We start from the raw sequence: 13,621 nt of genomic DNA, 5'->3' as shown, positions 1-13,621 counted from the left end.
CTTGACAGAAATCCGGCCCGGTTCGGCACGTCCCTAACGGACGCGCTGTGTTTCGCCCAATCCGTAGGCCCGGTGCACGAACACGATCGGGTGGACCGTTTCGACGCCGCTCGACTTCTCGATCTGCCACCGACACGTCTCGGTGTCGCAGGCCGCCAGGCCGTCGTTGTTGGCCTGCACCATGTCGAACAAGGGCTGGCCGACCGCCTGCGCGATGTCGTACTTCTCCTTCTTCAACCCGTACGTGCCCGCGATCCCGCAGCAGGTGACGCCGCTGTCGATGACCTCGAGGCCCGGGATGAGGCGCAGCAGGTCCGACGCGGGGGTGCCGATGCCTTGGCTCTTCAGTTGGCACGGGGCGTGATAGGGCAGCCGCATCTCGACGGGCTGGAAGTCCGTGGGCAGTTCGCCCGCCTCGTACAGCTCCATGAGGAACTCGGAGATCTCCCGGATCCGGGTGCCGACGTCGAGCAGCTCGGCGTCGTCGATCCCGAGGATCATGTGCGCCTCGTGCTTGAGCATCCCGGTGCAACTGCCGGCAGTGCTGATGATCGTCAGGTCGGTGCCCGGTGTGCGGAGTTGTTCGACGAGCCGGCGCACGGAGGCACTGGCCTGCTCGAACAGGCCGTTGCTCTGCTCGGCGAGACCGCAGCAGCCCTGTTGCGGCACGATGACCTCGTAGCCGATGTGCTCCAGCACCTCGATGGCCTTCTTGGCGGCGTCCACCTCGAAGTAGCCGCCGGCGCAGCCGTGGAAGTAGACCAGGGCGCCGCGGGTGGGCGTCCGGGTGGGCGCCGGGCGCTTCTTCAGCCACGAATGAAGCGACTGCGTGCGCGCCGTCGGCATGGGGGCGTCGCGGTGCACGCCGACGATCTTCTCCATGGCGTAGCGCGCCAGCTTGTTGTCCAGCACCGCGTTGGCCAGCGGTGCGATCGGCGTCATCGCCTGGCCCATGAGGACCGTCTGCGTGATCACCCGGTCCCGCACCGGGACGCCGTGCTCGGCTTTCATGACGGCTCGGGCAAGCGAGTTGAGCTCGGCCACGTTGACGCCCTGCGGGCACACGACGCTGCACGTACCGCAGCTGGAGCAGTAGTCAACCGAATGGTCCACGGACTCGTCGTCGCGGAAGCGCTCCGCCTGCGGCCCGACGAACTTCGGGCCCGAGAACAGCGGGGTGACCGCGGACACCGGGCAGCTCGTCTCGCAGATGGTGCACTTGACGCACATGTCCAGGCTCATCCGGTTGAGCTCGTTGTTGAGCCGTTCCCGGAGGGCCTTGGCCCGCTCGTCCCGCGACTTCTCGCTCATCGTGCACCTCCGGTGATCTGGTCTGCGGCCCGGACGGCCGTGGCGACGGCGATCCCGTCGCCGGACTTCTCGCGCCAGCGTTCGGCGCCGGCGATGATGCCGCCGGCGACATACAGGTTGGGGCGGACGACGGTGCCTGCCGCGTCCACCGGCCGGCCGGCCTCGTCGGTGCGAACCCCCACCTCGAAGAGCGCGTGGGGCCCCCAGTACACCGACGGGATCAGGGGGGCGGCGTCTGTGGCCGTCAGGGGAAGCCCGAAGACCGGCTCGGTGATCGTGCCGTAGGAGTCCACCTCGAGGGCGCCGCTCTCGAACCCGCCGGGCGCGAACACGAAGGTCCCGGCCGTCAGCTGGCGAGGCCCGCCGGCCGCGGCGAGCGTGACAGAGGCGACACCGTCGCCGCTAGCGGTGAACCCGACGATGCGGCTGCCCTGGATGAAGCGGACACCGGCGGCGCGCACCAGGCCGAGCAGGGCGTCGTAGAGACGGATGCCCGGCACCGACGGCGGGGGCAGCGGGATCTCGCAGACGTCGCGGCCGAGGGCCTCGGCCACCTGCCGCCACACACCGCGGCGGTGCACGCCCAGCACCGCGGGCAGGGCGACCACGTCGGCCTTCCCCGCGACGGCGGACACGGCGCTGGCGAACGCGGCCGCGAAGGCCTTGTCGTCCATGGCACGGGCGTAGGTGAGCGGGGTGGGGTCGGCCTCACCGGCGCGGGCCGGCAGGTCGATCCACGCTGAGTTCGCGCTCAGGGGACCCCCGTCGGGGGCCGTCGACCGGGCCAGGTTGCCGGCGACGAGGTCCGCCGGGAAGTCCTTGAGCTGGCGCACCCCCACGACGGCGTAGCTGCGCCCACCGACGGCGTCGCCGGCCACCATGGACGGCTGGGCCAGCGCGGTGGGGCGCAGGGCCCCGACCGCCGTCGGCAGGTGGAAGTTGCGGGCCGGGTTCCCCGTGAGGAGCTCGGGACCCAGTTCCCCGGCCAGCCAGGACACGGCCGAGCCCACGGCGTCGGAGCCGAGCGACGCGTACGGGTGCTCTGCGGGTACGGAGGCCACGGCCTCCAAGGGGCTGCTGACCCGCTCCGGCGTGTAGCCGAGGATGTCGACGGTGCCCTGGGACAGGTGCAGACCACCCGGCCCCTTGGCGACCAGGGTGACGGAGCGCCCGGCGCGGGCCAGCCTCAGCGCCGCGGTGAGACCGGCGAGGCCGGCCCCGATGACGACGACGTCGCTCATCGCACAATCTCCTCTTCAGGCTGGGGCAGGTGCTCGACGTCGAGGGTGCCGGCGAAGATCCAATGGTCCAGGGCGGTTTGCCGGACCTGTTGGCCGTACAGGATGGGCCAGATCCCGATCCAGCGGTGCTTGAGGAACAGCCTCAGCAGGCCGGAGGCGCGTTCGGCGTCTGCAACCTTCTCGGAGCAGGCCAGCCCGGCGGCCCGCGCCGCGCAGAAGCCGCCCTGACACGGTCCCATGCCGAGGCGGAGCTGCCGGCGCAGGTCGTCGAGGGTGGCATCGGGCTGCTCCTTGAGCAGGCGGACGAACATCGAGCGGTTCATCAGCTCGCACTCGCAGATGATCTGATCCTCCAGCCGGTCCTTCTCGCGGTCCTCGAGCCGGTGGGTGACGGTGTAGAGCTTGCGGTCCTCGCTGCCGGGCACCACCTCGTCGGCGGTGGTGCAGGGGCGGGTCTCTCCGAGCTGCTCGTTCATCGCGTCGACGATGTGCTCGGCCATCAGCCGGTAGGTGGTCAGCTTGCCGCCGCCGATGGTGAGCATGCCCAGCAGGCCGTCGCGCGTCGAGTGGTCGATGACTGCCATGCCGCGGCTCATGTGGCGGGTGTCCTCGACGGAGACCCGCTTGTCCTTGATCAGCGGTCGCGAGCCGGACCAGGCGTGCAGCGCGCGCGCCTTGCGGAAACCGGGGATCATCGCCTCGCCGGCGTCGAGCATCTGCTGCACCTCGGCGTGAGGGATGGGCAGGTGGTCGGGGTCGGTCTCGTGGATGTCCGTGGTGCCGATGATGGAGACGGTGTGGACGGGGACGAGGATGTCGCCGTCGGTGGGGTAGACGCAGCGGTTGATGACCGTGTTCACCAGCCGGTGGTTCATCGCGATCATGATTCCGCGCCCGGGGACGACCTCGACCGGGTGGGCGCCGGCCATCTCCGAGATCTGTCCGGCCCATGGGCCGGCGCAGTTGAGCACGAAGGTGCAGCCGATGCGGACGTCCTCGCCGCCCTTCTCGTCGCGGCAGATCACGGCCGCGACCCTGTCGCCGTCGCGCTCGATCCTCGTGACCCGGTGGTAGGTGAGCACCTTCGCGCCGTGTGCCATCGCGGAGCGCGCGGCGCCCCAGACGAGCTGCCATCCGTCGACCGACCCGTCGGCTACCTCGATGGCGCGCTGGATGTGCGGGTCGAGACGCGGCTCGCGGCGTAGGGCCTCCTTGACGGAGATCTCTGTGGCCGGAACCCCGGTGGCGGCTGCGCCCGCGAGGAACTTGTCCGCGTAGGCGGGATCGTCGCCGGCGAGGGTGACGAAGAAGCCGCCGGTGTCCTCGACGGCGTCGGCCTGGATGCGACGCAGGATCGCGTTCTCCTCGGCGCACTCGGTGGCTGAACCCGGGTCGCTGACCACGTAGCGGCCGCCGGAGTGGAGCAGGCCGTGGAAGCGTCCCGTGGTGCCCTGGCCGAGGTCGACGCGCTCCACCAACACCGCGCGGTAGCCGCGCATGGCCGCGTCGCGTACCACTCCGAGCCCGGTCGACCCACCCCCGATGACGACGACGTCGGTCTCGAGACGCTTCATTGTGTCCCCTCCTTGGGCCCTGCAGTGGTTTCTACCATCTTCCTCCGGGAGGGGTCGCGGCAAGGGGCATTAGGTCGCATTCGTGCAGCGGGGAGGTCGCGGGGCCAACCTATTGTGCAGCGCCTCGACGCGCCTCCCTCCGTGCACGACACGCCGTCGCGATGTGCCGCCGACCCTCTATGCGGGGTCCGGGGCCGGCTCAGACGGCGTTTCATGCCCGGCACGCAGCGCCAACGCGGCCGCGCGCACGTGTGCCAGCGGTACCCGAGCCCCCACCGCGACACTCAAGGCTCCAGCGAGCACCTCGTCGACGACCGGGGCGCTGAAGTCTGCCTGCCTGAACAAGAACGCCACGTCGAGGAGTTCATAGCGGAGGCCACCGTCGTCGAGCTGCTCCTCGAAGCGTGAACCCCCCTCCACGAACGCGCATTCGACGGCGGGGAACGTGCGCTGGGCGTCGGCCGCCCGGTCCCAGGTCCGGACAGACGCGACGGTTTCCGCGACCCCCTGACCGTGTGCGACGGAGTTCGCCCGGACGACGTCGGCCACCGTGCCCGGAGCGCCCGACAGTGCCTCCACTCCCGTCCACCCCTCGACGACCGCGCGTTCGACGAGCCCGTCCCAGCCTTCGCCGGCGGCCACCGTCACCTGGACGCCGCCGCAGAAGGCGAGATCGTCGGCGTCGCAGGCCGAGTCGTCGATGACCAACCCGGCGATGGGAAGGGAATACAGGGAGTTGCTCATCCACCCATTGCACGCCGCCGCGACCCTCAACTCAAGGGCCGCCCGGTTTCGCTGCCTAGAGTGGGAACATGTCCACCCAGAAGGTCGACGACCACGTGATGCAGTGGCTGCTGGCGGGGGATGGCGCGGTGCGGTTCCAGACGCACCGCGACCTCCTGGCCGACGAGCGCCCAGACCTCGAGCAGCTCGTCGCCTCCGACGGCGACGCCGCGACCATCTTCGACGCGCGGGGTGCCGACGGGCACTGGGGTCGCGGGTTCTACCAGCCCAAGTGGACCTCGAGCCACTACTCGCTGCTCGAGATGCGCGACCTGGGGGTCGCCCCCGGCCACGCGGCGTGCGCGGCCACGGTCGCGCTGATCGCGCGCCAGAAGGGCGGCGACGGGGGAGTCAACCCTTCGGGCGAGATCCGGGAGGCGGATGTCTGCATCAACGGCATGTTCCTGGCCTACGCGTCGCACTTCGCTCGGGGTGCTTGAGCCTGACACGGGTCTCAATGTCGCTTTGCACGATCAAATCCCTTCGGCCGACTGTCGAGACTCGGATCCGGCTCAACACCCGTCAGCGAGAGCCGTGTCAGGCTCAAACCCATAGCCCGGCAGGGGCCGCAACAAGAACTCCGACGAGCGCGAGGCCGACAGGGCGTCCGACAGGCCGGTGTGGACCAGGGAGTCGCAGGGCACGCCCGTGGTCAACGCCGGCTCGCTGTACACCTGAGCAGCGGCGCGACGTCAGGGCAGGTCATGATGACCGGACGTGTGGCGGTGCTGCTCGGGCCCGACCCCGCCGTCATCGAGCCCGCGGCACCCCGTGCGCGGCCACAAGGTCAGCCACGGCGTCAGGGGACGTGAGCACGGCCTGGGTGATCACCGCCCTGTCGCACCTGATCACCAGCTGCGTGAAGCTGGGCGGCGAGGTCTTCTCGGGGTGGTGGATCTCGAACGCCGTCATCCTGCGGAACGGGATCCGCGTCACGTTGTAGGCGTAGTTGGGGCGGCGGAAGAGCGGCTCGGCACTCCTGTTGCGGTCGATGATCACCAGGTCCATCGACGACGCGAGGATCATCACCCCGGCGGAGCGGCGCCGGCGACCCCGATCGTTCAGGCAGGACTGGCCGGGCTCGTCGACATGGATCGGCTGGAGGCGCTCACTGGCGCCGGCGTTGAGGGCCAGGACGAGTGAGCCGAAGAAGTGGTCCCGGGGCTGCGCGCTTCGCGGGGATACGACGGGGGCCGGCGGCCTGAGGTCGTGCGGCCCGGGGGACAGGACGTAGCGATCCACTTCCGCGATCGTCGGGTGCGACACGGCGTTGTACTCGACCTCCATCGCGTCTCCGTCGGACAGGAGCAGCGTCCATCTGGCCGCGAGGAGGTTGGTGTGCAGGATGGTCGCGACGACGTCGACGCGAGAAGCCGTGCGGCTGGTGACTTCTCCCGGTCCCGCCCGCAGCACGCGCACCTTGTCCGGGGAGACGGCGACCACCGACTCGTACAGGTCCATCCCGGGGCGGACCTTGGCGCGATCGATGGGGCGGGGCACCTTGAGGAGATGGCGTGCACCCTCGAGCTCGGGCCACCATCGGTGGAACCGGCGGGGGAGGTCTGCCGGGTCCTTGACCTCGCCGATCCACGGCCCGAAGGCGTCAAACTCCCGCAGGTCGTCGGGGTCTGCCGCCGCTCGCCAGTTCGGGATCTTCGCAGCCATGATGGGTCTCCCAGGTGCGCGACGGTGAGGTCGTCGTCGGCCCGTCCCAGAGGCGCGGTACCTACCCGATTCTACCGTCGCGGCTCAATGGGGCCAACCCCCGGCCGGGTCAGGCGTCCTGGCTGTAGATGAGCACCGAGTAGGGGCCCACTGAGATGTTCGCGTGCGCCCCCATCCCGTCCTCGTCCTCCTCGAACGCGGTTACGTCGAAGGAGTCGTGGTCACCGAACAACGAGCTGTAGAGCCTGGCGTCGCTGTTGAACCGCAACCTCCACAGCCCGCCGTGCGGCATCCCGATCCGGTAGTCGGTGTAGGTGTTGGTGCTGAGGTTGACCACCACCACGACGTCGTCTCCTGCCCCGTGATCCATCCATCGCTGGAAGGCGATGACGTTGTCCACCTCGTTGACGTGGTAGATGTTCAGCCCGCGCCCGGTCAGCCCGCGGGTCACGCCGCCGCGGTTGAGGCGCAGGTCGATCAGGGTCTTGTACAGCGTCGTGATCCCCTCGAAGCGCTCGATCCGGTCCCAGTCCAGGGGGTCGTCGTCGGAGAACCAGCCGCCCTCCAGCGCCTCCTGGCCCTGGAAGATCATCGGGATGCCGGGGCTTGTCATCACGAGCGCGCCGCCGACGGTGGAGCGCTTCTGCGCGAACCATCCGTCCGCGTTCTCCGGGTCGATCTCGTGCGGCACCCGCGCGGAGCCGTTGGCCACCTCGTCGTGCGACTCGGTGTACACGACGCGGCGGAACGGGTCGCCGTCGTAGTTGTGCGCGATCGCGTCGGCGATGGAGGACAGCGAGCGCTCCTCGTCGGTCATCGCCGTGATGGCGTGCCGGACGGGGTGCACGAACTCGGCGTCCCACTGCGCGTGGAAGCCGGCGCCGTCGCCCTCGAGACCGACGATCCGGTCGTGCCCGTGGAGGTCCTCGGCTATCGAGATTCGGCCCGGGTACTCGTCGCGCATGGACTGGGTGATCCAGCGCATGAGCCCGAAGCCCTCCTCAAGCTCGAACCCGCCACCGGACACCGAGCGCATGTAGGGCGTCATGTCCAGGCGCAGGCCGTCGACGCGGTAGTCACGCAGCCACATCATCGCGTTGTCGTGGATGAAGCGACGCACCTCCTCTCGCCCGTAGTCAGGTCGGGTGTCACCCCACGGGGTGGAGGCGCGGTCATCGTTGTAGAAGTAGATGCCGCCCCTTCCGTTCTCGCCCCACCCGTCGAACTGCCAGAGATCCAGATCCGAGGGGCCGAAGTGGTTGTAGACCACGTCGAGGATCACCGCGAAACCGCGCTGGTGGGCCGTCTTGATGAGGGTCTTGAACGCGTCCGGGCCGCCGTAGGCGCTCTCGACGGCGAAGATGTGCGCCGGGTTGTACCCCCACGACTGGTCACCTGCGAACTCCGCCACGGGCATGATCTGCAACGTGTTGACGCCCAGCTCCTGCAGGTAGTCCAGCTGCTCGATGACGTCGTGGAAGCCGCCCACGCCGCCGTCCGACGGGGCGAACGAGCCCACGTGCATCTCGTAGATGACCATCTCGTGGTGCGGCGGGCAGTGCGCAGCCCGGCCCTGCCAGTCGAAGGCGCTGTGGTCGTAGATGACGCCGTTGCCCACCGAGTTGGTGACCTGCTGGGCGTAGGGGTCGATCCGATCGAAGGCGTCCTCCCCGTTGGTGAGCCAGTACTTGTACTCGTCACCCGGCCCGGCGCCGTCGACGAAGGTGTACCAGTACCCGTTGCCCTCGTCCCCCAGGGGTGTGGCGGAATGGCTCCAGTCGTTGAAGTCGCCCATGACGGCCACGCTGTCCGCATGGGGCGCCCAGAGCCGGAAGCCGACGCCTCCGTCGGCGATGATCGCACCCATTCCAGCCAGTGTCTTGTGCTCGGCCACGTGCCCCCCGATCGTTGGATGTCCAGCGCATCGAGTGTGCCCGACACACCCCCGCATCCGCCAACGGATGAGAGATTCTCAGGTTGCGTTTGACGCGAGCGTGTTCTGGGTACGTCGTTGGTAGGGAGCAGTAGCTCTTGACGACCATCGAACGTAATGGAGGATCACCATGGCGTACCCGAACGAGGCGCCCATCACCGGTGGGCAGAACGAGTACGGCGCACCGCAGGCGCCCAACTCCATGACAGGCCAGCCCGGCACCACCAGCTGGGACGCGCCGCCTTCCGGCGAGCAGTCGAAGAGTGATCAGGCCAAGGAGGTCGCCTTCCACACCGGCGACAGGGCCAAGGATGTCGCGGCCACCGCCCAGGACGAGGCGAGGGCCGTCAAGGACACGGCAGCCGACGCCGGCGGCCACGTCGTCGAGACGGCCAAGCAGGAGGCCGGACAGGTGCTCGAGGAGGCCAAGTTCCAGGGCAGGCGCCTGCTGGACGAGTCGGTGACCGAGCTTCGGACGCAGGCCGGCACCGGACAGCACATGATCGCTGAGTTGGCGCGCTCGCTGAGCGGCGAGCTGAAGTCCATGGCTGACGCGGACCAGGGCGGGATGCTGAGCGACTACGTCGGGCAGGCCCAGCGCCTGAGCGACGACGCGGCCTCCTGGCTGGACAGCAGGCAGCCCGACGAGGTGCTGGACTCGGTACGACGGTACGCCGCCCGAAACCCGGTGCAGTTCCTGGCCATCTCCGCGGGCGTCGGCTTCATCGGGGCGCGGATCTTCCGCGGCCTCCAGGGCGCCAAGGCCGACGAGGAGAAGCTGGGTGAGTCCGCCAGCAGGTACGGGGTCTCGACGCAGCCTCCGGCGTCCTATGCGACGCCAGTGGCTGACGACTATTCCCTGGCCACGCCCTCGGGTGCGGCGCCCCGGCGCGAGTCGCCCGTGGGCAACGCCACCTTTGTGGAGCCGGAATCCCGGTACGAGGATCTCACGCCAGAAGGTGGGGATCCGTGGCGGGAGGGGCTGCGATGACCTCCCCTCACCTGGACCCCACCCCCACCGCCCGCGACCCCTACGGCACCGGGCACCCGGATGAGTCGAACCCCGCCGCGCCCCGGACCATCCCCCTGGGAATGGATCCCGAGGAGGCGGAGAAGGAGGCGAGCTATCTCCGCTACAAGGCAGAGGATCGCTCGCTCGGCGAGATCGCCAGTGACCTGATCGACAACGCCACGACGCTGATCCGTCAGGAAGTGGAGTTGGCCAAGGTCGAGGCGAAGCAGTCGGCCTCCAAGGCCGGTAAGGGTGCGGGCATGCTGGCCGGAGCAGGCGTGACCGCGTTCCTGGGCCTCATCGCCCTGACCCTCGCCCTGTGGTGGGGCCTGGCGGTGCTGATGGGCACCCGCGCTGAGCCGGCACTCGGCTGGAGCGGCGTGATCGTCGCCGTCCTCTGGTTCGCCGTCGCCGCCATCCTGGCGGTGGCCGGCAAGAACGAGTTCACCAAGATGCGTGGCCTGCCGCGCACCGCTGACACCGTCAAGAAGATTCCCAACGCTGCTGCAGGCAATGAGGAGAGGAACCGATGAGCACGAACCCAGAAGAGATCCGCCGCGACATCGAGCGCACCCGGGCGGAGCTGAGCGAGAACGTCAACGCCCTCAGTGACAGCGCCAAGCCGAGCAACGTCGTCCGTGAGCAGGTGGACAACGTCAAGGACAGCGTTCACGGCATCAAAGAGCGCATCTTCGGCTCCGACTCCAATCCGTACGACGACGGCGCCGTCGGTGCCGTCGCGGACAAGGCTGGTGGCGCTGTGACCGACGCGCGGGAGGCCGTGGCCGGCGCTCCGCGCCAGGTGAAGTCCGCCACGAGGGGCAATCCGTTGGCCGCCGGCCTGATCGCTGCCGGCCTCGGTGCCCTGATCGGCGGCCTGCTCCCCCCGTCGCAGATGGAGAAGGAGCGCGCGACGCAACTCAAGGACGCCGCTGAGCCGGCCCTGGAGCAGATCAAGGAGATGGCGACGGAGGCCAAGGACCACCTTCAGCCGCTGGCCCAGGATGTGGCTGAGAACGTCAAGAGCGCGGCCCAGACGGCGGGCGAGAATCTCAAGGCCGACGCGCAGGTGGCCAAGTACGAGGTGGCCGAGCAGGCCCAGCTCTCGGCCGAGACCGTGAAGGGCGATGCCCAGGCCAAGGTCGACGAGACCAGGGTCGAGGTCGAGGAGACGCGCTACCCGTGAGGTCGGGGCGTCAGCCCTGGCCTACGCACCGACGAGGTCCCGCCCCCTGCCCCCCGGGGGGCGGGACCTTTCTGCGAGCCCGTCAGGCACCGTCGTGGATCGGCGCCGCGCCGCGCAACGGCTGGATCTCCGGGTTGCCGTGCCGCGCCGGGGGCAGGGGAGCCGCGAGGCGAATGCCAGGCGGAATCTCCGTAGGGCGATGCTGCGCCAGGTAGCGCGCGACCACCTCGGTCACGTCGAGCGGATCGTCGCGGCCCCGCACCACCAGGACCTCGCCGTCGGCGTCCATCGGGCCGACTTTGCCGGGCGTCGCTTCGTAGAAGTAGCCGGCTACCCGGTAGGTGGCGTCCGCATCGAGCGGTTCCTGGCCCGCTGACCCTGCCCGCCGCACGGCGGCGCCTGAGGTCCGCGCTCCCGTGGCTGCGCCAGGATCCAGGCTGTAGGTGAGGCCGGCGGTGGCGTGCAGCCACCCGCCCTTCCACTCCCACGGGTCCGGGTTGAGGGCGCCGTCGGCGGAGTTCTCCAGGAGCGCCGCGACCTTCGAACCCCGAACCTCCCCGACGCCCACCTGGGCGCCCACCGGCAGGTAGTGGAAAAGATCCTCGAGGCGGATGGGGCCGGGCGCCACGTGGGTGCCGTAGCGGAAGCCGCGAAGGTGCCCGATGTCCCCGCCGGCCTCCACGCGGATCGCCTCGGCGATGACGTCGTGCGAGGTGCCGGAGATGACCGCCGGCCGGTCACCGTCGGCGAAGTCGCTGCGGTGCAGCGCCACGTCGGTGTGCCCCACCACCTCGTCGATCGGCCGGCTGAGCACCGAGTGATTGATCGGATTCACATGCGGCCGGAAGTGCGGGCCCGCCAGGAAGGGGCGGCGGGCATCCTCGACCAGGGCCGCGACCACCGGGTCCGGCTCGAGGGCCTCGTCGACGGTGTGCAGGGTGTAGGACCAGGCGGCGACGCCGCCGTCGCCGAGCGTGACGTCGAGCACGCCGACGCGCGTGCCGTCCTGCCCCACCTCGGAGACCAGTGCGCCGGTCGAGGTCCGGACCAGCTCGCGCGTCTCCTCATGCATGTCGGAGGAGAGCACCACGTCGATGCCCGGATTGTCCTCCGCGATCATGATGTTCTTCGCCAGGCCGAACTCGGAGATCAGGACCACGGCGTCGACCCCCGCGTCGCGCAGTGCCGCCACATGCGTGGGGATCTCGTGCGCGTCGCCGCTGAACCTGATGCCCTCGGTGACCCAGGGCCCGAGCGCGTTGATGGCGCGCTCCGAGGAGAGGCTGACGACACCGACGCGGGCTCTTCCGGCCTGGAGGATTCGGGTGGGCGGGAGAAGAAGGGCCTCGGTGCCGGCGTGGTAGACGTTGCAGGCCATCGCGCCCCAGCGGTGCGAGGGCACCGTGGTGCCCGGTAGCCCGGTGCCCGGTAGCCCGGTGCCCGGCCCGAACAGCTCGAGGAATCGCTCCTTGCCGTAGATGTAGTCCCAGTTGCCGGGGGCGTACACGTCCACCCCGAGGGCGTCGACCACCTGGACGAGCGCCTGCCCGGGGGTGTAGAGCGCCTCAGCACTGCCCTGGATCGTGTCGCCCGTGTTCACCAGGATGCTGGTGGGCTGCTCCGCGCGCAGGCGCGCGATCAGGGTGGCCATGCGGGCCAGCCCACCCTCGAGCGAGCCCGTTGCGTCGCGGCGCACGTTCGGCCGCGGGAGGAGATGGCCATGGATGTCACCGATGTGGATGAAGCGGATCTGTGCCATGGCACCACTGTGCAGCAGAAGCGTCAGGCCATGCCGTAGATCACGAACAACGCGCGCGCCCCCAGGACCGCGACCGCAAGGGCGGCGAAGCGCGCGCGCCAGGTGCTGAGCAGGCCGAGCGCCAGCGCGAGGAGCAACGCCGCGCCGGCGGCGGCCTGGGCCCACCAGTAGGCGGGCGGGGTGGTGTCCGAGATGCGGGCCAGCCCGTGCGCGGCCTCACCCAGCGCCACGGCGGGGAGGAATGCCGCCGCGACCCCGCGCATCACCGCCGGCCCGCGTCCCTTCAGCAGCCACACCGCCACCCCCATCGCGCCGCCGCTGATCACGCCCGCGAGCGCCCAGAGCACCATCATCTGCAGGCCGACGGGGAAGCCCCGCAGGTGCGTGGTGGCGTAGTAGCCCACCATGACGAGAGGCCCTGCGCTCGCCCCCAGGAGGGCGTGGGCCGCCCAACCGCCCCTGGTGGCCGCGGCAACGCCTGCCGCGAGGACTACCACCGGGGTGGCGGAGTTGAACAATGGCGCCAGTACCGCCGGGGAGTAGGTCTGGCCGAAGGACATGGCGACACCCGCGGCCACGGAACCGGTCAGCGCAACGGGGAGACACCTGTGCATGACGGCGATGCTAGGCGGTCGAGGGACCATGTCGGCCCTCTGCGGCCGCCGCCCAGGGGCGAGCCAGGGCGGAATCGGGGGAATGCCAGGGGGTGGCCCGGGGACCGGTCGCTCCTGGTCGGGTAGACCAGCACAACGAGCGACCGACCGCGCGTGGACGTGCGGTAATCGGGCTCATCACAGATGAGGGTGTAGGAGGCTGTTCGGCGCGTCGGGCCGGGTAGGGGTCGAGGTCTCCCGATGATGGAAGTTCTCACGCTGCCCATCTGGAAGACCTCGACGTGTCTGATGCTACCCCTGGGGCGGGGTTCGCCTGCCCTGACCTGACCTCGTTCTGTCGGCTCGATGAGCTCGGCCTGGAGGTCACCGGCCAACTGCTGGAGCCTGGCCGTGCGGTGCTCGCCTGCCGGGTGGTGGAGCCGGATCAGTGGTGCCGACGCTGCGGCTGCGAAGGCGTGGCCCGTGACACCGTGACGCGGGCGTTGGCGCACGAGCCGTTCGGCTGGCGGCCGACCACGTTGCTGGTCACGATCCGTCGCTACC

The 13,621-nt window shown here is 69.9% G+C and carries 12 protein-coding genes and 1 pseudogene; 5 read left to right on the top strand and 8 right to left on the bottom strand.

Features of this window, described 5'->3' with window-relative positions:
• Positions 1 to 33: 33 nt before the first annotated feature.
• The 4 genes from ACZK5N_RS14260 to ACZK5N_RS14245 form a co-directional block, all read right to left on the bottom strand.
• Positions 34 to 1,311, bottom strand: a complete 1,278-nt coding sequence (locus ACZK5N_RS14260; protein ID WP_459018287.1) for an anaerobic glycerol-3-phosphate dehydrogenase subunit C — start codon at positions 1,309 to 1,311, stop codon at positions 34 to 36.
• Positions 1,308 to 2,552, bottom strand: a complete 1,245-nt coding sequence (glpB, locus tag ACZK5N_RS14255) for a glycerol-3-phosphate dehydrogenase subunit GlpB (RefSeq protein ID WP_463625167.1) — start codon at positions 2,550 to 2,552, stop codon at positions 1,308 to 1,310. The genes ACZK5N_RS14260 and glpB overlap by 4 nt, the downstream gene beginning before the upstream one ends.
• Positions 2,549 to 4,126, bottom strand: a complete 1,578-nt coding sequence (gene glpA, locus ACZK5N_RS14250; protein WP_459018283.1) for an anaerobic glycerol-3-phosphate dehydrogenase subunit GlpA — start codon at positions 4,124 to 4,126, stop codon at positions 2,549 to 2,551. Before glpA ends, glpB begins: the two co-directional genes overlap by 4 nt.
• Positions 4,127 to 4,303: 177 nt before the next feature.
• On the bottom strand, positions 4,304 to 4,870 hold the full coding sequence (locus ACZK5N_RS14245; protein WP_463625166.1) for a hypothetical protein: 567 nt from the start codon (positions 4,868 to 4,870) through the stop codon (positions 4,304 to 4,306).
• Positions 4,871 to 4,938: 68 nt separating this feature from the next.
• On the opposite strand from ACZK5N_RS14245, the gene ACZK5N_RS14240 reads away from it, so the two are divergent.
• Positions 4,939 to 5,349, top strand: coding sequence for a hypothetical protein (locus ACZK5N_RS14240; RefSeq protein ID WP_463625165.1), 411 nt, complete (start codon positions 4,939 to 4,941; stop codon positions 5,347 to 5,349).
• Positions 5,350 to 5,659: 310 nt separating this feature from the next.
• On the opposite strand, the gene ACZK5N_RS14235 is transcribed toward ACZK5N_RS14240, so the two are convergent.
• Positions 5,660 to 6,574, bottom strand: a complete 915-nt coding sequence (locus ACZK5N_RS14235) for a hypothetical protein (RefSeq protein WP_463625164.1) — start codon at positions 6,572 to 6,574, stop codon at positions 5,660 to 5,662.
• Between the two features lie 109 nt (positions 6,575 to 6,683).
• Positions 6,684 to 8,441, bottom strand: coding sequence for an alpha-amylase family glycosyl hydrolase (locus tag ACZK5N_RS14230; protein WP_463625163.1), 1,758 nt, complete (start codon positions 8,439 to 8,441; stop codon positions 6,684 to 6,686).
• 196 nt (positions 8,442 to 8,637) lie between these two features.
• Here ACZK5N_RS14230 and ACZK5N_RS14225 point away from each other — a divergent pair, with 196 nt between their 5' ends.
• From ACZK5N_RS14225 to ACZK5N_RS14215, 3 genes are read left to right on the top strand one after another with little or no spacing between them, the layout of a single operon-like run.
• Positions 8,638 to 9,498: a hypothetical protein gene (locus ACZK5N_RS14225; RefSeq protein ID WP_459018276.1), complete on the top strand. Its 861-nt coding sequence runs from the start codon at positions 8,638 to 8,640 to the stop codon at positions 9,496 to 9,498.
• Positions 9,495 to 10,052 carry a phage holin family protein gene (locus ACZK5N_RS14220; RefSeq protein WP_459018275.1) on the top strand — a complete coding sequence of 186 codons (558 nt, stop codon included), beginning with the start codon at positions 9,495 to 9,497 and terminating at the stop codon, positions 10,050 to 10,052. The genes ACZK5N_RS14225 and ACZK5N_RS14220 overlap by 4 nt, the downstream gene beginning before the upstream one ends.
• Positions 10,049 to 10,705 carry a DUF3618 domain-containing protein gene (locus tag ACZK5N_RS14215; RefSeq protein WP_459018274.1) on the top strand — a complete coding sequence of 219 codons (657 nt, stop codon included), beginning with the start codon at positions 10,049 to 10,051 and terminating at the stop codon, positions 10,703 to 10,705. The genes ACZK5N_RS14220 and ACZK5N_RS14215 overlap by 4 nt, the downstream gene beginning before the upstream one ends.
• Before the next feature lie 82 nt (positions 10,706 to 10,787).
• Here ACZK5N_RS14215 and ACZK5N_RS14210 read toward each other — a convergent pair whose 3' ends face one another.
• Positions 10,788 to 12,464 carry a bifunctional metallophosphatase/5'-nucleotidase gene (locus ACZK5N_RS14210; RefSeq protein WP_463625162.1) on the bottom strand — a complete coding sequence of 559 codons (1,677 nt, stop codon included), beginning with the start codon at positions 12,462 to 12,464 and terminating at the stop codon, positions 10,788 to 10,790.
• A gap of 23 nt (positions 12,465 to 12,487) precedes the next feature.
• The gene (locus ACZK5N_RS14205; RefSeq protein WP_459018270.1) at positions 12,488 to 13,078 is read right to left on the bottom strand and encodes a DUF6518 family protein; all 591 of its coding nucleotides are present in this window, start codon (positions 13,076 to 13,078) and stop codon (positions 12,488 to 12,490) included.
• 281 nt (positions 13,079 to 13,359) lie between these two features.
• On the opposite strand from ACZK5N_RS14205, the pseudogene ACZK5N_RS14200 reads away from it, so the two are divergent.
• Positions 13,360 to 13,621, top strand: a pseudogene (locus tag ACZK5N_RS14200) (ISL3 family transposase); the annotation flags it as partial.

It is taken from the genome of Tessaracoccus pujii (genome assembly GCF_055326215.1).
This window is presented reverse-complemented; position numbering and strand designations above follow the sequence as displayed.